Annotated in this window: 17 protein-coding genes; 9 read left to right on the top strand and 8 right to left on the bottom strand. The window is 55.0% G+C overall.

What is annotated here, in order from left to right; translation table 11 throughout:
- The first annotated feature begins 44 nt into the window (after nucleotides 1–44).
- Nucleotides 45–821: a formate dehydrogenase accessory sulfurtransferase FdhD gene (gene fdhD, locus ABSB80_RS04015; protein WP_428368417.1), complete on the top strand. Its 777-nt coding sequence runs from the start codon at nucleotides 45–47 to the stop codon at nucleotides 819–821.
- Here the strand turns inward: fdhD and ABSB80_RS04010 are convergent.
- Both ABSB80_RS04010 and ABSB80_RS04005 read right to left on the bottom strand, forming a co-directional pair.
- Nucleotides 807–1,634 (bottom strand): TIGR00269 family protein, encoded by an 828-nt coding sequence (locus ABSB80_RS04010; protein ID WP_428368415.1) that lies wholly within the window; start codon nucleotides 1,632–1,634, stop codon nucleotides 807–809. The two genes, fdhD and ABSB80_RS04010, sit on opposite strands and share 15 nt — an antisense overlap.
- 111 nt (nucleotides 1,635–1,745) lie before the next feature.
- On the bottom strand, nucleotides 1,746–1,940 hold the full coding sequence (locus tag ABSB80_RS04005) for a MoaD/ThiS family protein (RefSeq protein ID WP_428368413.1): 195 nt from the start codon (nucleotides 1,938–1,940) through the stop codon (nucleotides 1,746–1,748).
- A gap of 131 nt (nucleotides 1,941–2,071) precedes the next feature.
- On the opposite strand from ABSB80_RS04005, the gene nadA reads away from it, so the two are divergent.
- On the top strand, nucleotides 2,072–2,983 hold the full coding sequence (gene nadA / locus ABSB80_RS04000; protein WP_428368411.1) for a quinolinate synthase NadA: 912 nt from the start codon (nucleotides 2,072–2,074) through the stop codon (nucleotides 2,981–2,983).
- A 586-nt stretch (nucleotides 2,984–3,569) separates the two neighbouring features.
- On the opposite strand, the gene ABSB80_RS03995 is transcribed toward nadA, so the two are convergent.
- The gene (locus tag ABSB80_RS03995) at nucleotides 3,570–3,818 is read right to left on the bottom strand and encodes a hypothetical protein (protein ID WP_428368409.1); all 249 of its coding nucleotides are present in this window, start codon (nucleotides 3,816–3,818) and stop codon (nucleotides 3,570–3,572) included.
- A 9-nt stretch (nucleotides 3,819–3,827) separates the two neighbouring features.
- Nucleotides 3,828–4,433: a 4Fe-4S binding protein gene (locus ABSB80_RS03990; protein WP_428368407.1), complete on the bottom strand. Its 606-nt coding sequence runs from the start codon at nucleotides 4,431–4,433 to the stop codon at nucleotides 3,828–3,830.
- Between the two features lie 405 nt (nucleotides 4,434–4,838).
- Here ABSB80_RS03990 and ABSB80_RS03985 point away from each other — a divergent pair, with 405 nt between their 5' ends.
- The gene (locus tag ABSB80_RS03985) at nucleotides 4,839–6,359 is read left to right on the top strand and encodes a small ribosomal subunit Rsm22 family protein (RefSeq protein WP_428368405.1); all 1,521 of its coding nucleotides are present in this window, start codon (nucleotides 4,839–4,841) and stop codon (nucleotides 6,357–6,359) included.
- Nucleotides 6,360–6,432: 73 nt separating this feature from the next.
- Nucleotides 6,433–7,431 carry a hypothetical protein gene (locus ABSB80_RS03980; RefSeq protein WP_428368403.1) on the top strand — a complete coding sequence of 333 codons (999 nt, stop codon included), beginning with the start codon at nucleotides 6,433–6,435 and terminating at the stop codon, nucleotides 7,429–7,431.
- A 471-nt stretch (nucleotides 7,432–7,902) separates the two neighbouring features.
- Here ABSB80_RS03980 and ABSB80_RS03975 read toward each other — a convergent pair whose 3' ends face one another.
- From ABSB80_RS03975 to ABSB80_RS03965, 3 genes are all read right to left on the bottom strand, one after another.
- On the bottom strand, nucleotides 7,903–11,820 hold the full coding sequence (locus ABSB80_RS03975) for a beta strand repeat-containing protein (RefSeq protein ID WP_428368401.1): 3,918 nt from the start codon (nucleotides 11,818–11,820) through the stop codon (nucleotides 7,903–7,905).
- A 203-nt stretch (nucleotides 11,821–12,023) separates the two neighbouring features.
- Nucleotides 12,024–12,449, bottom strand: coding sequence for a type IV pilin N-terminal domain-containing protein (locus tag ABSB80_RS03970; RefSeq protein ID WP_428368399.1), 426 nt, complete (start codon nucleotides 12,447–12,449; stop codon nucleotides 12,024–12,026).
- A 3-nt stretch (nucleotides 12,450–12,452) separates the two neighbouring features.
- Nucleotides 12,453–13,982 carry a hypothetical protein gene (locus ABSB80_RS03965; RefSeq protein WP_428368397.1) on the bottom strand — a complete coding sequence of 510 codons (1,530 nt, stop codon included), beginning with the start codon at nucleotides 13,980–13,982 and terminating at the stop codon, nucleotides 12,453–12,455.
- Between the two features lie 390 nt (nucleotides 13,983–14,372).
- Between ABSB80_RS03965 and ABSB80_RS03960 the strand changes: the two genes are divergently transcribed.
- From ABSB80_RS03960 to ABSB80_RS03950, 3 genes are all read left to right on the top strand, one after another.
- Nucleotides 14,373–15,365: a radical SAM protein gene (locus tag ABSB80_RS03960; RefSeq protein ID WP_428368395.1), complete on the top strand. Its 993-nt coding sequence runs from the start codon at nucleotides 14,373–14,375 to the stop codon at nucleotides 15,363–15,365.
- Entirely contained in the window at nucleotides 15,362–16,129 is a 768-nt protein-coding gene (gene uppS / locus ABSB80_RS03955; RefSeq protein WP_428368393.1) for a polyprenyl diphosphate synthase, read from the top strand. Before ABSB80_RS03960 ends, uppS begins: the two co-directional genes overlap by 4 nt.
- A 77-nt stretch (nucleotides 16,130–16,206) precedes the next feature.
- On the top strand, nucleotides 16,207–16,899 hold the full coding sequence (locus ABSB80_RS03950; protein WP_428368391.1) for a hypothetical protein: 693 nt from the start codon (nucleotides 16,207–16,209) through the stop codon (nucleotides 16,897–16,899).
- 251 nt (nucleotides 16,900–17,150) lie between these two features.
- Here ABSB80_RS03950 and ABSB80_RS03945 read toward each other — a convergent pair whose 3' ends face one another.
- The gene (locus ABSB80_RS03945) at nucleotides 17,151–17,777 is read right to left on the bottom strand and encodes an undecaprenyl diphosphate synthase family protein (protein WP_428368389.1); all 627 of its coding nucleotides are present in this window, start codon (nucleotides 17,775–17,777) and stop codon (nucleotides 17,151–17,153) included.
- 282 nt (nucleotides 17,778–18,059) lie between these two features.
- Here ABSB80_RS03945 and ABSB80_RS03940 point away from each other — a divergent pair, with 282 nt between their 5' ends.
- Together ABSB80_RS03940 and ABSB80_RS03935 are read left to right on the top strand one after the other, a co-directional pair.
- Nucleotides 18,060–18,767 carry an RAD55 family ATPase gene (locus tag ABSB80_RS03940; RefSeq protein WP_428368387.1) on the top strand — a complete coding sequence of 236 codons (708 nt, stop codon included), beginning with the start codon at nucleotides 18,060–18,062 and terminating at the stop codon, nucleotides 18,765–18,767.
- Complete coding sequence (locus tag ABSB80_RS03935; RefSeq protein ID WP_428368385.1) at nucleotides 18,764–19,924, top strand: GTP-binding protein; 1,161 nt, start codon at nucleotides 18,764–18,766, stop codon at nucleotides 19,922–19,924. Before ABSB80_RS03940 ends, ABSB80_RS03935 begins: the two co-directional genes overlap by 4 nt.
- Nucleotides 19,925–19,943: the final 19 nt, after the last annotated feature.

Genomic DNA, 19,943 nt, shown 5'->3' with positions numbered 1-19,943 from the left:
CAATGCTGATGCATTCCCCGGAGGATTATCTTACGGAATATATCATGTTCAGACGATTGCCCTGTATCCGGGTCGATGGCGAAAAAGCCAAAAAAGGCTTCCACGAAGTGATCGAGGAGGCACCCCTCGCCCTCTTCGTCAACGGGCGGCATGCGATGACCGCGATGATGAGCCCGGTGCAGCTCGAGGACTTTGTGACCGGCTACCTCTTCACCGAGCAGATCATCAAAGGCGTTGATGAGATCGAGTCGATCAAGATCGAGAAGAACCGGATGAGCGTCATTACGAAGAATCTCTTCAAGGTGCTCGGCCCCAAGAAGACAATCCTCTCCGGCTGCGGCGGGAGCACGTCCTATATCGACACCGAAAAACTCCCGAAGATCCATTCCGGTTATACGATCAGCACTGCCGATATCTGGAACTCCGTCAAGGCGGTCCTGAACTCCGAGCTCCACGTCACCACGGGAGGGATACACATCGTTGCGCTGCTGGACCGGGAGAAGATCCTTGCGGTCTCCGAGGACATCGGGCGGCACAATGCGCTCGACCGCGTTATTGGTTACGGCCTCCGGAATGGCATTGACCTCTCACGGACGTACGTGATCGTATCAGGGAGAATTTCGTCCGAGATGGTGCGGAAATGTCTTATCGCCGGCATCCCGATCATCGTCTCACGGGGTGCGACAACAACCCTCGCCGTGGAGACGGCCGAGAAGACCGGGCTGACCGTGGTCGGGTTTGCCCGGGGAGGGAAGATGGTAATCTACACGCACACGTACCGCATTGAAGGGACAGAACCAGACCCGTCACCGGCCCAGTGATTGCCGGAGCTGGCAAAACTGGCAGATCTCGCCGCTGCAGGGCTCACCGCATTCCCGGCAGGAACGGATCGGTCCGGCCAGGGTTTCTTCACCGCAATACCCTTCGATCTTTCGTTTGCTCTCCATGAGGTGCAGCATGGTTCCCGGGTACTGGTATTCCAGCGTGGAGAGCATAGCCCTCACCTCCCTCCTCAGGGCATGGAGAGTATACGGGCACTCGGGGAGATCCACCCATGCACCCTGGAGCATGAGATAGGTTGCAATCTCTTTTTCCGATACGAGGCCCAGGGGTTTTATCCTTGGAATGAACTGCCCGGAAGAATTATGGCTGCTGTCACGTACCAGGCGTGGCAGGTCGCCGCGGAGCAGGTTCATCAGGACGGACTGCGCCTCGTCATCAAGGTTATGACCGGTCGCCAGTCTGGTTGCCCCCGCTCTCCGGGCTGCGACGATGAGCGCCTTCCTCCGCAGGATACCACAGACACTGCACGCCCCGGATTGCCGGTCTTTGAGGATCTCATCAAGCGAACCCCCGAAAAGATCCGCAAATGAGATGCGGATATGATCAAGTCCGTACTTCCCGACCAGCCGTTCGGCCGAGCGGATGGTATCCTCGCGATATCCGAGGATACCTTCATCAATGGTGATGGCAGTGAGCCGGACATCATCCCAGGCCGGGAGGAGCCTGCAGAGGAGCATCAGGAGTGCCGTGCTGTCCTTACCCCCGCTTAAGGCAACTGCAACCCGGTCCCCGGGCAGGATCATCTTCCGGGACCGGATTGTCTCTGCCACCCTCTGTTCCAGATCGCTCATGAAATGGTTCCCACAGAGGTGGCGGCCGGTTATTTTGTCCTGAAACGCGGCCGGCTCCTTGCAGATCGAACACTGAGGAGTTTTTCCGGGCAGGGGATCGCGGGTCAACCCTCATCCCCCGTGGGCAATCCGGATGACCCGGATCTCGTCACCGTTCTCCACGACAGCATCTTCCGTCACAAGCTTCCCGTTCTGCAAGACAAGGACCTCAAAGGAGTTGATCCCGAGATCCTGCAGGAGCACGTCGACCGTCACCGGGGTGATTTCGGTCACCCTGCTTGTCTTATCCGGAAAAATGATCTTCATACGCTTAACCAGGTACTGGGCAGGCTCATCGGATAAATATCCGGTCTGGTCAACGAACTAGCTGGACCCCCACCGGCAGCGACGCTTTGATTAAAAAGGAGCGATGAATAGGATACAGGAGTTTTGAGAGCGTGAAGGACAGGACTGACATCAGGGAAGAGATCCTCCGGCTCAGGGAGAAGCGGGGCGCGATCATTCTTGCGCACAACTACCAGCCTCCTGAGGTTCAGGATATCGCTGACCTGACCGGTGACTCCCTTGAACTTTCCCGCGCTGCCGCCGTGATGGAAGGTGAGGTCATCGTCTTCTGCGGTGTGGACTTCATGGCCGAGACCGCAGCTATTCTCTCACCGGAAAAGACCGTACTGCTTCCCGCGGAGGACGCCTGCTGCCCGATGGCACAGATGATCACGGCTGAAGAGCTCATGCTCGTGAAATCCCGGTACCCGGACGCTGGCGTCGTCTGCTACGTGAACACGACCGCGGAGGTGAAGGCTGAGAGCGATATCTGCTGCACCTCGTCGAATGCCATCAGGGTTGTCAATTCAGTGGATCAGGACCAGATCATATTTGTTCCGGACAAAAACCTCGCGCGCTATGCCAAGCGGTTCACCAAAAAAGAGATCCTGCCCTGGGAAGGGTTCTGTATCGTTCACGACCGGATCACGCCGGAAATGGTACGGGAAGCACGCGATGCCCACCCGGGCGCAGTCCTCCTGGTTCATCCCGAGTGCCGCCCGGAGGTCATCGATCTGGCGGACCATGTCGCCAGCACCTCAGGTATTGTCCGGCATGTCTGCAGTTCGGAAGAACACGAGTTCATCATCGGGACCGAGGTCGGGATCCTGCACCGGCTTGCCCGGGAGTGTAAAGACAAACGCTGCTACCCCCTCTCCCCGGAAGCACTCTGCCGCAACATGAAAAAAACCGATCTGGTAAAAGTCCGGGACGCGCTTGCCACCCTCCAGCCCCGCATCACCGTGCCGGAAGAGATCGCCAGCCGTGCCCGGGGCGCCATCGAGCGGATGCTGGCACTTCCGTAAATTCGTCTTTGGTAATATGCCCATTTTTTTCTGAAAGAATCGTCAGAAAACTCTCCTAACGCTCTTGGGGGCTTCGGCAAAGCACCTCAGCCCCCCGCCGCTGCGGCAACCCATAATGCGATAGTCCCTCAGAAGGTTGGTGAAAAACCTCTGAAAAATAGGGGATCGAAGATTTACTTCGTAAATCTTCTCCTCTTCGAGGTCTGAAGACCTCTCATAGATTCAAGGGGATGCTCCCCCTACATTGCCCCCCTCCGGGAAGACTGCTGTTCCCGAAGGGAAGAGCAGGCTGGAGAATGCCGCATCTCATTAGAGATGTGGCAGAGGGAGTGTGGAAAAACTCCCTCTTGTCGAAAGTCATCAGACTTGAGACAGGAGAAGACCGTAGGTCTTCGATCGAACACGCTAGAGTTCTTCGACTTGAAAGAGGGGGTCACCCTCATAACTGACAAATAATATACGAATTACAGGATGAAATAGGATTTTTAACGAGCCCTAAAATGATACTATCTGTCAATATTTACGAGACTCCTCCATCTCAGGACCACTCCGGAATGAGGCGGGATAGAAAAAGTATACCCAAATCCTATTTCTGCGCCTTCGCATTCTTCCGCGCCATGATCCTGTTGTACATCTCTTCCCCTACGCACTCCTTCGCATTCCTGCACCACTGGACGCAGGACTCGATATCGTTGTAGACCACAAAACCGCAGGTGCTGCACTTCACCGATATGTCGTTTGAGAAGATTTCGACTTCCCCGCCGCACTGGGGGCACTTCTTGATTGAGAGCATAGGCGTGCGCAGGTTGGCAGCCCCGGGACAGTGATCGAGCATGACCAGTAATCACCTTCTTTGCTTATGGAAGTACGGACAGGCAGTTATGCATGCTGTGCAGGTCACCTGATTCCCGACCAGGGAACCGAACCTGTTCAGGAACGCGGTCGTGATGCGGGCACTCTTTTTTCTCTGCAAGGTGTGTCTGACCAGTGGGAAGAGCAGCGGGCAGGGGATATAGTCCATAAGATTCCGGCAAGCCATGATGGTGACAAAACCCTCATGGATCGCCCCGGCCGGGCATGCTTCAACGCATTGGTTGCACCGGGTACATTCCGGCGGGGAAAGCGGGGGCGGGGATGCTTTGATCTCCCTTTCAGTAATCACCGCAGCCAGCGCCAGCCAGTTGCCGAATTCGGGATTGATGGGCAGCGTATTACCCCCAATCGTTCCCAGGCCGGCATCCCCCCTCGCGCAGTGCTTTAAGGAGAGAAGGCCCCGTACCGTGCCACCCTCCACCTTCAGTGGCAGGGACGGGAGAATTGCTACCGAAGAGGAACCTTCGCTTTCAAGCCGGTCCTTCAGTGCGAGCGGAACCGACTTGAGCACCTCCTTCAAGCGTTTCGTCTCCTCTCTCTTTTCCCCGGGGGTACCGAAGAAGTACCTGTCCGTCATCACTGCACCGAAAGAATGATCGTCCGACAGGAGGGAAGAATATCGCGGGGGTGACGACCTTCCTGTGCGGTAATCGCAGATATGTCGGCGATTACGAAGGCATCTATCCTCTTTTCAGCAAAAAAACGAGAGATGCCGGTAAACGAACACCGGGAAGGACGTGCGCCTGCCATACAACACTATGGATTTATCCGGTGAGTCCAAAAAGGGGGCGGATCACCCGCTTATCGTTCATGGACGGGTCGCGTTCTTCTCAAGCCGGTAACGGCCCTTCCGGCCATCCTGTCAACCATTGTTTCATTCGAAGAACGATCCCGCGTTCTTCTCAAGCCTGTAACGGCCCTTCCGGCCGTTACAGTCTTCCCAAAGATGTAATATCGTCCGTGGCCAAGTAACCGGCAGGCAATGAACAAGAAAAAGGTCCTCTCGACCGTACGATATGTGGCGAGCACAACACCGGTTTTTTCCCTGTCGGAGATTACAGCGTATTTTGATGAGCCAATGACCGTCAGCCGGATATATGGCATCATCAGACCAGAACTTACAAGACTCGGTCTTACGGCAAAAGAGAACGCCGGTGATGTCGAGATCTCGCGGATAGTTCTACCGCAACAGTACCTCCTGAACAGGGAAGAGCAGGAGCGGACGGAAGCATTTTTTACAGCACGGTCAATCCCTGCAGCCCTTGATCGGGGCATCGGGTGCTACCTGGCAAAAAAAGTGGGAAGAGACTGGACGGATCCGGTCATTCTTGAGCGGCTCCGGAGGGCGATCGTTGCGCAGAAGGACGATTACTGGAAACCATCCCATAAACGTTCCCTCCAGTACACCAAAGGATACAGTGTTCTGGGCTATCTGGCATATCATTTCCCGGTCTATCTCATGCAGACCGAACGTCTTCTCGCCATGCTCGCACGGGACGGCCTGCTGAAGAATACCATGACCATCCTCGATGCCGGGACCGGGCCCGGGGTCGTCCCGCTCGCCATCGCTGATTTCTACTCAAGGCTCGATGGTGCCCGGGCAACCGTCTGGTCGGTAGAGCGTTCGGAAGAACATCTCGAAGCGTTCACGTTTCTGGCCCGAGAATTTGTAAAAAAAAGCGCCGGCGTTGAGATCATGCCGCCGATAAAAGCGGATCTCAGGGACGTGAATATCTCTGACGTCCCTGAAAAGATCGATCTCCTGATCTTTTCCAATGTCCTCAATGAATTACCGGATTCGACCCTTGACACACGGGCCGGCATTGTTGCACGGCTTGCAGAACGGCTGGCACCTGAGGGTTCTGTCCTCATCGTCGAGCCTGCCGACGAGGAGAACGCCAAACGGATGCGATCCCTTACGATCGCGCTGGCAACATACGGCCTTTCCATCCACGCCCCGTGCTCATTCATCTGGGGCACTCCCTGCACTGCCCCCCGCTGCTGGAGTTTTGAGTCCGCTCCAGCCATCAGGATGACAACCGTGATGGAGGCGCTTGCCCGCTGCGAGGACTCGTACCGGTACGTGAATACGGACATCAAGTACAGTTATGCAGTCCTGCGCAAGGACGGGCAGCGGCGGAGTACCTACCAGATCTCCCCGGGATCAAAATTCCTGCGGTTGTCCAGGATCCACCTGCACGTAGGAAAACGGGTCAATGTTGCCGGGTTGAAGATGAGCGGGGAACTCGGCGATGCCCGGAGCCATGTATTCAAGATCTGCGACGGGACGGCAAGGACACCGGTGTACGCTGTGCTGCCTTCGTACCACATTACACCAAAAAACGACCTGATCACCTCCGCCCCCTATGGAACGGTCCTCGAACTGCGGAATGTGCTGGTACGGTATAACACGGGACACGATGCGTACAACCTGCTCGTGAGCAGGAATACGGAGATACGGATACCGGGGCTGGCAACCGGTTACGGGCGCCGGTCCGGTTGATTCCGTCAGGAACCTGTAGGGATTATTATGAGGGAGACATACAGTAACTACAGATATACACCTGTGTGGTCCTATGGATAACCTGAACCTGGGCAGCGATGAGTCCGTCATTCACACAACCCAGAAACTCATTATCAGCGGTGTCGGTTACATGGCAACCTTCACCGGCAGCCGGCTCATCCTTGTGGAAAGTGATTCTGGAAATCCCGCGGAGAATATCCCCTATGCCGCAATCGTGCTCGCTGTTGCAGGGACGAACAGGCTGCGTGAACCGGTCATACAGCTCACGGTCGGTTCAGGGGGAGGGAGAACACGCGAGATTGAACTCATTTTTATTCATCTGGCTACCGGCATGGATGTCCAGAACCGTGACAAATGCATCGCGATCCTCAGGAATCACGGGGTTCCGGTCAGGCTGGAACCGTATCGTGCCGCGTTCCCTTCACTCAGCAGGAAGGAGAGTATGGATGCGGGTACACGAGAGGTCGACATTCCTTCGGGCCGCCCTGAAGTCCCGGAATGGACGATCTATGGCATAGCCCGGAACACAAAAAATCCCCTTCCGGAAGAACCGCCACCGGTTTCGCCGCTTCTTGCGATCGTTGCTCTGATTCTTATCGTCGGAATCTGTATCGGGGGCATGATCATGCTGATACCGGGGCCGGTTGAAAAGCCGTCCCTCCCCCGCCAGACGACTACGAAACCCACGACCACCACGACACCGGCTCCCACAACGATCGCGACTCTCCAGCCCGTGGCAACTACCGCACCAGCCACGCTCTCCCTCCAGGCCCAGTACATTATTCCCAAAACCGGCGTCTGGGTGCTGGTCGATTACCCGGGGAATTTTACCGGTCAGATCGCCGCGAACGGGATGGTCCGGGAAGTGAACAGTTCGGGTGATCAGTTCTACCAGATGTACATGAGCAGCGGAACGATCGACGGGTTCATCGAAAAAGGGGATGGGTCCGTCAGGACCATGAGTATCCAGATCTATAAGGGCGGGACACTCGTCACCTCCAGTAATACATCCACACCTCGGGGCATAGCGGAGATCCATACGACGCTATAAGCGGAGTGTTTGTACATGTTCGGATGTGCAGAGCGTTCCATCATCCTTAACAGGATTTTGCACGAGAGGCTGGTTTTCCAATCGCGATGGATTATTCGAAAGCCCCAATAATCCGTCATTCTGGCGCATGGCCCCGGGAGTGTCAGAATCAGATTAATGTTCGGAGATTATTCCAGGAAAAATCGGCTTTGTAGAAATCATCGGTATTACGTACAGACGCGCTAGAAGGCTGCGGCAGTTAATGCCGCCACCCCGGGTTCAACCTCCCTTCGCCGCCGTGTCTCGGAGTGGCCCTGATGCGGGGGACCTCTCGAAAATGAACGATTTTCATGATTGCGGAGTTATAGGTTCATGCCCGGTTTTCAGAGCCGAAAAATCCGGCGTTAAACGGGCGGGTTACCCGTACAGATATTGGTTGGCAGATGAAGTCTTCTCTCTGCTATCCGTTCATCAGCCAGCCAGTATCGGGGATTAAGAGTAATAGAGGATGACGATACCGGAGCCGCCAGCGCCCCCGTTGCCACCGCCACCGTTATTGCCACCGCCACCGCCACCGCCGGTATTTGCTGTTCCTATTGTACCGGCACCAAAACTGGACCCGGCGCCGCCGCCACCGCTACCGCCACCACCAGCCGTATGCGTAGAATCGGCGCCGCCACCGCCGCCTCCGGCGTAAATTACGCTATTAATGGGACATGTGCTACCTGCGCCCCCGTTACCGGCAACAGTAGTAGTTGCAGCACTACCAGCAGCACCGGCGCCACCGCCACCGCCGCCAAGATAATTGCCTCCATTAGTATTTCCCACTCCACCATTGTTTCCCTGACCCGATGTGCCCGTTCCGCCAGAACTTCCTGACCTTACACCACCACCACCGGAACCTCCATTTGCTCCGTTATGAACCGAAGCAGTGGTGCTGCTGGTACCTCCGCCACCACCGCCGGCCGCGGAAATAGTTGAAAATACAGAGGCGATCCCGCTTGCACCAGCAGCGGTTGCAGTTGTTGCCCCGTTGCCACCGCCACCAACAGTTACCGTATAAGAAGTGGATAAACTACCTGTTAATGTGCCGGTTAAGAACCCGCCAGCGCCACCGCCGCCACCGTAATGCCCTCCGCCACCGCCGCCTCCTACTACACAGTATTGAACGCTAACGGCGCCTTGGGGCACGGTCGATGTGCCTGATGAGGTGAACGTCTGGATGACCGGGACTATCGTTACCGGTCCTGCATATACACTGGTGACGGCGCCGGTATAACCGCCCGTTCCGGTTGCGACAACCTCGATGTAGTAGCCGCCATCACCGGCAACCGGAGTATACGTGGTAGATGTTGCTCCCGAGATGGCTGTATACGTACCGCCTGATGTGGGAGATCTCTGCCACTGATAGGTAGCGGTCGCACCTGAGGGCGTCAATGCACCTGCCGTCAGTGCAGTACCCACATGAGGCGTGCCGCTGATCGCTCCTATCGCCGTGATCGTAATGGCCGTTACCTGGCTTGACGCAACACTGGTCACTGAACCGGCATAGCCGCCCGAGCCGGTTGCGACAACCTTGATGTAATCACCGACATAGGTTGCAGCCACGGTGTACGTGGAAGATGTTGCTCCCGAGATGGCAGTATACGTACCTCCAGATGTCGTAGAATACTGCCACTGATAGGTTGCGGTTGCACCCGATGGCGTCAGTGCACCGGCTGTCAGCGTACTACCGAACTGAGGCGTGCCACTGATCGCTCCTATTGCCGTGATCGTAATGGCCGTTACCTGGCTTGACGCAACACTGGTCACTGAACCGGTATAGCCGCCCGAGCCGGTTGCGACAACCTTGATGTAATCACCGACATACGTTGCAGCCACGGTGTACGTGGAAGATGTTGCTCCCGAGATGGCTGTATACGTACCGCCCGATGTCGTAGAATACTGCCACTGATACGTCGCGGTTGCACCCGATGGCGTCAGTGCACCGGCTGCCAGCGTACTACCGAACTGAGGCGTGCCGCTGATCGCTCCTATTGCCGTTATCGTAATGGCCGTTACCTGGCTTGATGCAACACTGTTCACTGAACCGGTATAGCCGCCCGAGCCGGTTGCGACAACCTCGATGTAATCACCGACATACGTTGCAGCCACGGTGTACGTGGAAGATGTTGCTCCCGAGATGGCTGTATATGTGCCAGTCGGTGAGGTAGAATACTGCCACTGATACGTCGCGGTTGCACCCGATGGCGTCAGTGCACCAGCTGTCAGCGTACTACCGAACTGAGGCGTGCCGCTGATCGCTCCTATTGCCGTGAGCGGGGCCGTTACCTGGCTTGACGCCACGCTGGTCACTGAACCGGTATAACTGCCCGTTCCGGTTGCGACAACCTCGATGTAATCACCGACATAACCTGATCCCACTATGTAGGTGCTCCCTGTTGCTCCCGAGATGGCTGTATATGTGCCAGTCGGTGAGGTAGAATACTGCCACTGATAGGTTGCAGTTGCACCCGATGGCGTCAGTGCACCGGCTGTCAGCGTACTACCGACCGTAGTCGTGCCGGTGATCGCACCGATAGCCGTGAGCGGGGTTGTATAGGTATATCTGTCAGCTGATGACGTCGCTGAGACGATATTGTTAATGATGATGGTGATGTCAACGGTTCCGATTGAACCGGCCGCCGGGGCAGTCGCTTTGATCGAAGTATCGTTGGTAAACGTGTACGAGGTTGCTGCATTGCCGCCAAACCTTACTGCAGTCACCCCGGTAAAGCCGCTGCCGGAGATGGTGACTACCATTCCACCGCCTAGCGGGCCGGCGGCCGGTGAGATGCCGGTTACGGTCTGGGTCGCATTAAATGTTGCCGAGATCGTCTGGTTCACCGTGACATTGGAGAACGTGTACGCTGGATTGCCGCTTTCCGGCGGTCCAACAACGGGAATGCCGTTCACAAGGATACTTGCAGTATAAAAACCGGTATTCGGTGTAATGGTGAAGCCCTGGCCGGCACCATAGCTTACGTTCACGATACCGGGTGGCGAGATCGCACCATTGGGGCCGGCTGTGGCAGTTATCGTATACATGTTGATGGCGAACGTTGCTGATATCGTATGACTCGCCGTCACCGGCGGGAAGGTATAACTGCTCCCTGAAGGCGTGACAGGGTTCCCGTCGACGGTTACTGTACTAAGATAATAGCCGGTGTTCGGCGTAAAGGTAAATGTCGGGGTGGCACCATAGCTTACGTTCACGATACCGGATGGCGAGATCGCTCCGTTGGAACCGGCTGTGGCATTTATCGTATACGTCAAACCCGCAAATGTTGCCGAGATCGTATGGTTTGCCTGCACGTTGGTGAAGGTATAACCTGAAATGGAACCGTTCGGCACACCGTCCACAAGGACATTGGAAATAGAATAACCGGTGCTATTGGTTATCGTGAAGCTCTGGTTGGCACCGGAGTTTACATTGACCATACCGGATGGCGAGATCGCTCCGTTGGAACCGGCTGTGGCATTTATCATATAGGTTTGGATCGCAAACGTTGCCGATATGGCATGGTTCGCTGTCACCGGCGGGAAGGTATAACTGTTCCCGGAAGGCGTGACATTCGACCCGTCGACGGTTACAAAACTGAGCTGGTAATTGGCATTCGGGGTGAAGGTAAATGACGGGGTGGCACTGTAATTCACCGTTTGTGGCGTGTTGGGGTTTATTGCCCCGTTGCCTATAGCCGACGGGATTATCGTATACTGGTTAATCGCAAATGTTGCCGAGATCGAATGATCTGATGTGACACTCGGGAATGTATAGGCTGGTACGGCCCCTACCGAACTGCCGTCAACTGCCACATTCGCAATATGATAGCCGGTGTTGGGGGTGATATTGAATTGCTGGCTGTCACCGTAAATTACACCAACTGTGCCATAGGGGGAGATTGTTCCTCCAGTTCCGGCCGTTGCCGTTATGGTACGGGAAGCAAGGGGCATACCATTCTGGCCAAAATACGCAGAGGCCAATATGGCAGGCGAAGAAGCCCCGGTATACACGATCTGTACGCTTTTCGCTCCATTCGGGTTCGGGTCAACATAAGTCAGTGTCTCGCCGATGGACCAGGACTGCCATGAAGAATCCGTCCCTTTCTGAAATGGTTCCGCCGTTCCATCGACAAGGATCTGTATAGCTGCACTCTGCAACGTATCCCCCCCGTTATGGTAGATTTGAATCGTGTGCCCGACACTGGAGATGATCGCATCCAGAGCAGGGACGTTCACGGGAGTGGGCTGAGACAGTACTGCGACACCGATGACTGCAGCAGCAGTAACCCCGATCGATATGAGCAGGACGGCGCCAATAACCTCAGACACGCCGGATTCACGGGTACTGGTCTTTTTCGATTGCTGCATGCGGTACATCTCCCCGATTGACCGTTATGCTATGTTAAGGCATTCTGCTATCTTTAGTTTTTCTTTGGTTCTGAAGCCGGTCGGGAGACCGGAATATTCAGGGGGGGTACCCGGCCAAGTTGAAGTATCGGTATATTGTAGTATGAGAAGGGCAAAACCGCCTGGCGGTGAGCCGTTGAATAATGGATGACCGGAAGAGGAGGTCACGGGGGTGTCGTGGCAGGGGGAACTCTTAATGACTGGACAACGTCTCTGGATGACCCGCTCGTATATATTACCTCGATGGAGCTCGGCAAAGACCGGCTATCGGGCACCTGATACATGAGCGTGTCCCCGACTGCCCAGCCGGACCAGTTACCTCCATTCATCAGGCTGAATGAATTCGTACGATCGACCCCGTCCACCAGGATAGACATCCCGGTTCTCTGGAGTGTGTCACCTCCGTTATGGGTAATCAGGATCGTGCGGTTGACAAGGGTAATATCCGTATTCAGCGAAGGGACAGTCTCCGGTGTCGGCTGTGAGAGGATCGCAACACCGACGAGTGCAACAGCACCCCCAACAACGGCGATCAAAAGCATTGCGCCAAAGACATCGGATAACCCGTTTTCGTATTCGGTCAGGTTCACCGGCTATCCACCCACGCCATAAACTGCTGCGGTATAGGTGGCATTCGATGCAATCACGTTGATGCCATAGGTGTCTGTACCAAAGCCGGAGATGTTGATAAAACTCTCGGTCGTGGTATTTCCGATGACCGTGCTGGAAGGCAGATCGGCGACCAGAGAGGAATAACTAAAATAATTTGTCCACATCGCCCGTGCCTGGTCATCGGTAGTATTGATGCCGATCCGGATCCATCTCGTGTTGGCTGTTCCTGTCGCATAGGGGAAGGGGTAAACAGAGTCAAGGGTTGTCTTGATCTGGACAGGGCTGTTGCCTCCGACGGCACTGCCGCCATACGGGTCGGTAATGCTGACTGCATTGATATTCACCGTGATGATCTTATGTGCAGGATTCGACTCGTCGGTGGAGAATGAGATTTCCGGGGGTAGCTTGTAGGTGTTGTTCCCTTGGATCTGGGAGAGGAAGACTCCCCCCATCTGGTAATAATAATCCTGCGAAATCCAGTAATTGTTCTGTGCCTGGTATTCAATTGCCCCGAGGGGGATAGGGGTGATCGTATACGGTTCTTCAATGAAGTTGTAGGTGATATTGCCGTTCCCGGTCACCGGGGACAAGGGTTGATCAACCTTCAGATTGATGAAATCGGAAGCTGCCGTCACCGAATTAAGCCCGTACGTGCTGTCCATCAGGTCGACAGAATAAGTGTTGCCGGGAACGACATTTTTGTACACGGGATACTTTGTCATCGTGATGATGTTGCCCTTGGTGATACTGATGGTAAGATCCGTGCCGGTGTAGTTGTATTCGTTCATTGGTACGAGACAAACGGCATCAAGAAATTGAGGTTCAACTGTTTGAATTGCAGTTCCATTTTGGTTCGGGTTTGTTACATAGAGAGGTCCACAAGGATTCACCTGGGGAGTCTGGGAGTTTACACTTTTGTACCACTGATAGAGTGTCGATTGGGGCGTGAGATTGACGGTGGCGACCCACCGGGTGGTATTTACGGTTAAGCCGAAATTGCCAGTACGGTTAAGAACGAATGACGAGGGGATTGAGATATTGGCATATACGTGGTCCAGCGTGTAATTGGCAGTCGTCGGAAGATCTACCGAAGTACGTGCTGAAAGATTCAGGGAGTTCAGGATGAGCGACTGGGATGTGATATCCAGGGTCTCGGGATACGTGGTCCTCAGGTCGACCGAAAGAATACCCGTGGATTTTACCGGACTCATAATCGGGATAACGCTCATCGTCCCCTGAGTATGCCCTCCCTCGGTCCCGAGGGTGAAGGAATTGCTCACGGTTGTCCCCACCTTATTATTGGTGAACAGAGAGTCAAGTCCGATTTTATAATCTACAAACTGGTCATTCACGGCATTCATCTGGACGATCTCGTTCTCCCGTCCCTGGGCCGGGACGCCATAGGTCAGATAGAGCGAGAACGCTGCTATGATAATTGCGATGATCAGGACAAACCCGATCACTTCAGACAGAGCATAATCCCCGTTTTGCCCTGCAGCACCATCTCTCATAATCCATTAACTCGTGTATTGTCTAGGTTATAAAGATGTTAGTACATAATCCATCGGATATTCAGGTAGACACTCTGCCGGCAGGATATACTGCTGGGTCTTGTCCCATTCTAACTACGAAGGATCTCGCGTCTGTTGGATGCAACTTGCTCACTCAGATCCCCCCGGAGACTTCGGCCTGTCGAATCTCGAAGAGATGAGACATGAGAAGAACTCGCAGGATTCTTCGAACAAAGGCTCCGCTGTCGAAGAATTCTGATGAATTATTCTTAGGCACGTTTATCTACAGAGCGGCAGCCGGGCCTAAGAAGGGTTTTGAATTACGGACACCTAATAGTAAGATTACTTTTCAGGACCGACCGCTTTCCGGTTCGGAAACAGGTGCAAACCGTGACGCTGTCAAAAGGCTGCATTCTCTGCCACCAGGGCGCGAAGATGGTACTCTTTGTTACGGGACGCTGCCACCGCTCCTGCTGGTACTGCCCGCTCTCCTCTGAGAGAAAGGGGACCGACACGGTGTATGCAAATGAGCACCCGGTCGACATTCCGTCACAGATACTTGAGGAGGCAGAGAACATGAGTGCCCTCGGGACCGGCGTCACGGGCGGCGAACCGCTCCTCTGCCTCGACAGGGTGACGGAGTACTGCCGGATGCTCAAAGGTCATTTCGGCCCGGAACACCAGATCCATCTGTATACCGCAAAAGCTCCCACGGACGACGAGCTCGGCCAGATGACAGGGCTCGTCGATGAGATCCGGCTCCACCCACCCCGCGAGTGCTGGGAAACGATCCTCGAGTCAGAATTCATCCGATCTGCACAGCGGGCAAAGGAGATGGGATTCGATATCGGGATCGAAGTCCCGGCACTTCCCGGGCTCGAGCTCCTCATCGCCGCACTCCCGTTCCTTGACTTTCTCAATGTCAATGAGCTGGAATGGGGCGAGACCAACGCATCCCAGATGCGGGAGCGGGGCTACGAGCTTGCCGACGAGCTGCACAATGCCATTGACGGGGCGAAGGGCTGGGCAGCGGAGCTCTGCCGGCACGGGAAGGTGCACTGGTGCTCATCCGCGTTCAAGGATTCGGTGCAGCTGAGGGAGCGGCTGAAACGGGTAGCGGATAACACAGCACGGCCTTTCGATGAGATCACCGATGACGGCACCATCGTGTATGGGGTCCTTGAGCCCCTGCCGGAACTCCACCAGGCATCGGTTCAGTTCTGCCGGGAAAAGATGGAGCCGGATAGTTTCGAGGACTGTGGTGAACGGATTGAGATGGCATGGTGGCTGCTTGAGAAATATGCAGACGAGGTTCCCGGAAAAAAATACGTTCTCGAGCGATATCCCAACGGAGGGATGATCGTGGAGGTGACGCCCGTATGATCTTCCGCAATCTCCTCGAACCCGTGTACGAGCGCTATCTCCGCATCCAGTGCAGGCATGTACCCAATCATATCGCCATCATCCAGGACGGCAACCGCAGGTACGCAAAACTCCTTGGCATCGATGCGGCGGGGGGGCACCGGGCCGGCGCTGACAGGACCGAAGAGATGCTTGACTGGGCCCATGAACTGGGTATCAGGCACATCAGTCTCTATACGTTCTCAACGGAAAATTTTTCCCGGACGAAAGAGGAGATCGATCATCTTTTCAGCCTGTTCCGGGAGAAATTCACCAGCGTGGTCACCGATGAACGGGTGAAAAGGTACCGGATCCGGGTGCAGATGGTCGGCGACCGATCGATGCTCCCCGATGACCTCAAATCTGCAATTGACGCAGCGGAAGAAGCCACGAAAGACCATGACGGCTTCTATCTCAATATCGCCCTTGCGTACGGCGGAAGAAATGAGATCGTACTCGCTGCCCGGCAGATCCTCAAAGAGGTTGCGGAGATGCAGATCAGCCCTGAGGCAATCGATGTCCAGATGGTCGAGCGCCACCTCCATGGTGGAAAATGGATCCCTCCTGTCGACCTTATTATCAGGACGGGGAACGAATACCGCACCTCAAATTTCCTGCCCTGGCTTGCAAACGGCCATGAATCGGCAGTGTATTTCTGTGCCCCGTACTGGCCGCTGTTCAGGAAGATCGATCTTCTCCGGGCCATCCGTATCTATGACCAGCGCGTCTCGGAAAAACCCTGCTGAATACGCAGCGGGTCTTCCCGCACGACAGGATCGGGTACTATATTTCTTTTGACGGACAGATCAAGAGATGGTGGGCCATGACGGGAAAAAAGGAACCGGGTGCAGGATGGCGCCATGTTACCGTAGCCGTGAGGGAGGATATTTTCCTCCCGGCGGATGAAGCCGGTCTCGATATCTCTGATATATGCAACCGTGCACTGGCTGATCTGGTCGGCGTCGATTACTGCCAGCAGCAGATCAGCAGACAACCGGTCCCACCGCCGGTCATCATCGCTGTGGAGAGCCCCGTTGCAGGAACGCAGGGTGACGCTCCGAAAATCACGCCGGTATCCCGGGCTCCGGTCATAAACGCTGACGACCCGTCCGCAGTGACAAAGGCGATGCGATCAAAACGTCAGCCGACAGTTAAATCTGCACCGGAGGCACCAGTGCCGCCTGTGCCGGATGCCGGAAAAGATGCCCGTCAGTTGTCCGCGTTGCCAAGTCCGGGTTCGCTGAAAAAAAGTCAGAAAGGGGTCCCGAAAAAGCGTGAAGCCGGCGGGGCGCTGAAAAAATTTGTCGCCGCAAAAATAGCACGTATCGAGGCTGATGACGCCATCATCTCCAAGGATGAATTGTACCAGGCGTTCGGCCGCTGGTGCCGTGAGCAGAAGATAACACCGGTCCCTGACCGGAAGATGGTTTCGGTTGCGCTGAAAAACCAGTTTGCACTCCAGGAGAGAACCGCAGACGGTGGTGTCCCGTCCTGGGTGAATATCCGTCTGAAATAATATCGTTTTAGCTCTGTAGAAACCTTGTTTTATCGTGTGATTCGTTTGTATCTTTGATGGTTATGAGTGTGACCCTCTCTTTCAAGTCGAAGAACTCTGACAAGTTCTTCTCAAGCCTGCTCTTCCCTTCGGGAACCTGAAAGGTTCATCAGAACCTTGAAGGAGAGAAGAATTCATCAGAATTCTTCGAACAGCAGTCTCCCCCAAGAGCATCCATGAGGAAAGCCGATGATTTCTCCAGCGCCTCGTTTTTATCTTCCGAAGCGGCGTATCCGCGACTGATAGTCCCGCAGGATCCGCAGGAAATCCACTTTCCGGAAAAATTTCCAGTTAACATCGGAGAAGAAGAGCTCGGAGTACACCGACTGCCAGATCAGAAAATCGGTCAGGTGATCCCCCCCGCTCTTGATGACAACATCGGGGGTGTACTGGAAGGTCAGGCAGGACTCGATGAGCCTTTCGTTGACAGAATCCGGAGGAACCTTGTCCTTTGCCATTTTCCTGATGCACCCGGTAATCTCTTCCCTGCCGCTTTTACCAGCGGCAACAACAACGTCCATGCCTGTTCCGGTAATCTCCTCCCTGTCACCGACATGCACGGCGAGATGTGCTATTGTACCGATTTTGCGGATTTCCTCCAGATACTCAAGGTTTTCAGGAGTGGGTGTAGCAATATGGAAGACAAGGCTGTGGATCCCCGGACAGGGCGGCGAAGTGCACCGGGATACGTATGCCGAAATCTCGTTGCACCACGACGTGACTTTGTAGAGGTTCCCTGGTGCATCGGCCATGTCCTGCCCGCTGATCATGAAGCATACATGCCCGGGGAGTTCCGTTATCCGTCGCATGAGCATGCGCTCGTAGAGCCAGTAAATCATCTCTACCCACCTATTGACGGTCAAAGGTAAATATCCTTGAGGGTCGGGATACCGGCCCGGGCCAGGCCCATCACCCAAACCATAAACGTCATGTCCGGAGGCAGGCAGTGTCCGCTGCATTCATCCGCCATTGTCCGCGTCCTGTCTGTTTCCTCCGTATCCGCCAGAACGGCCATTTTCCGGCAACCGGGGGCGGGGGCGAAAATCGCCATTTTTACCCCGGTTTCCCTTGCCGGTAAATAGGAGCCATTATAAACCTTCTGACGAAATAATCACCAGCAAATGTACTCTTATAAGACGGGGATCGCACTCATAGACGAGGTGAGCGGAGGCTTCGACGCAGGGATCAATGTACTCATCCTGGCACCACCCATGAGCTATGCCGATCATCTCGCCTATGCCCTTGCAAAACCATTGCAGGGAGAGTACACAATCGTCCTCTCCACCAACGAACGTGCTGCCGAAGTGATCGACGCGTTCAAGCTCGCCGGTGCAGACAAGAGGTTCACCGGCGTCATTGACGCTATCACCAAGAGCTCGACACCGGGGGTCATGGATACCCAGAGAATGATGTTCGTATCAAGTCCTACGGACCTCACGGGGATCGGCATCAAATTTTCCAACATGATCGAGACTATTTTCGAGGGGGATTTTTCCGAGGGCGAAACGGGCCTCTTTCCTCCTCCAATCAGGTTATGCGTAAATTCAATTTCAACATTACTGATGTACCGCAGGCTTGAGGTCCTGTACCAGTTCCTTCATGTCCTCATCGCCAAGCTGAAAAAGATCGAGGGGGTCGGCATCTACCTGCTCAACAGCGAATCGTTCGATGACAAGACGCTCTCCCTGATCAAACAGCTGATGAACTGTGTCATTGAAGTCAAGCTCGAACATAACATCAGCTACCTGCGGATCCAGGGGATCCGCGGCGTCAGCGGGGACTGGCGGAAGTTCACCGTTACCAAAGGCCAGGTGACTCTCCTGGAATGATCTCGACCGGAATAAACGGCCTTGACGAGATGGTCGGTGGAGGAATTCCCAAGAACGGCAGGGTGCTCTACAGTCTTGACCAGGGTGTCGACGGCCGGCTTTTCATGATCTCGGCACTCTCGTCCGCACTTGCACAAGGGGCATCCTGCCTCGTGATCCTCCCCCACACAACAGCTGATGCGTTCGGGAATGATGCTGCCCGGATGCATGGCACAGGACTGGACTGTGCGCCAAAACAACCCGTATTTCTTGACACCTTTGACAGGGAAAGAATCCAGAGAATCTTCCCTTCGCAGGAGGCAGGAAAACGTGAATGGGTGAGACGAATACAAAAAGTCTGCAGGGACAACCCGGTGGAGGTCATCTTTGCCTACTTCGACCTCCTCTATGAGGATTTCGGCCTTGAAACCGGCCTGGAAATCCTTGAGTCGGCAAAGGATTCAGGAACGTCAACATGTATTCTCGAACTCCTGAATTTCGAGGGTGCGCCGCTTCTGGAACGGTTTGTACGTGAGTTTTCATTTGACCTTGTACTCCGGGCCAGATCGTCGCTCCACCCGCTTCCGCAGTTCACCTTTTTCACCCTTGTCCATACGTCCTGGTCCCCGCACTATTGCCGTTCCGTCCCATTCACTATTTCAGAGGGTCGTGTCGTCCCGTACGTCCCGAAGATCCTGGTGACCGGGCCCCCCGGTTCCGGTAAATCCACGTTTGTCACCAGTGCATGCAGGAACGAAGGACAGGAGGATACCGGAGTAACCTGCAGGAATGGGAAGAACCAAGAGATCGATTTTTGCTGGCTCCACTGGAATGACTTTGGTATTACCCTGTACGGGACACCGGGGCATACCGCGTTTGATCCTCGTATCCTGCCTTCGCTCAGGCATGCCATGGGAGTAGTCCTTGTTATCGATGCCACAAGAGCGGGCCTGCTTCCGTGCGCCCGGCAACTCATCGAGAAGCTAACGTGCCGGAGGATTCCGTTCGTGGTTGCCGCCAACAAGAGGGATCTGCCCGGCAGCATGGACGAGCAGGAGATCAGGAAGTCCCACGGGATCCCGACGGATATCCCGGTATTTGCGATCTCCGCGATACGAAAACCGGATGTCCGGTTCGTCGTCGAATCGCTTGTGGATTCTATCGCGGCGGTATCCTAGAAAAACGGGGATTGCAGGG

It is taken from the genome of Methanoregula sp., from assembly GCF_050010295.1.
In the GTDB taxonomy this organism is placed as follows: domain Archaea; phylum Halobacteriota; class Methanomicrobia; order Methanomicrobiales; family Methanospirillaceae; genus Methanoregula.
Note: the sequence above shows the minus strand (reverse complement) of the source record. Positions and strands in the feature narration are given on the sequence as shown.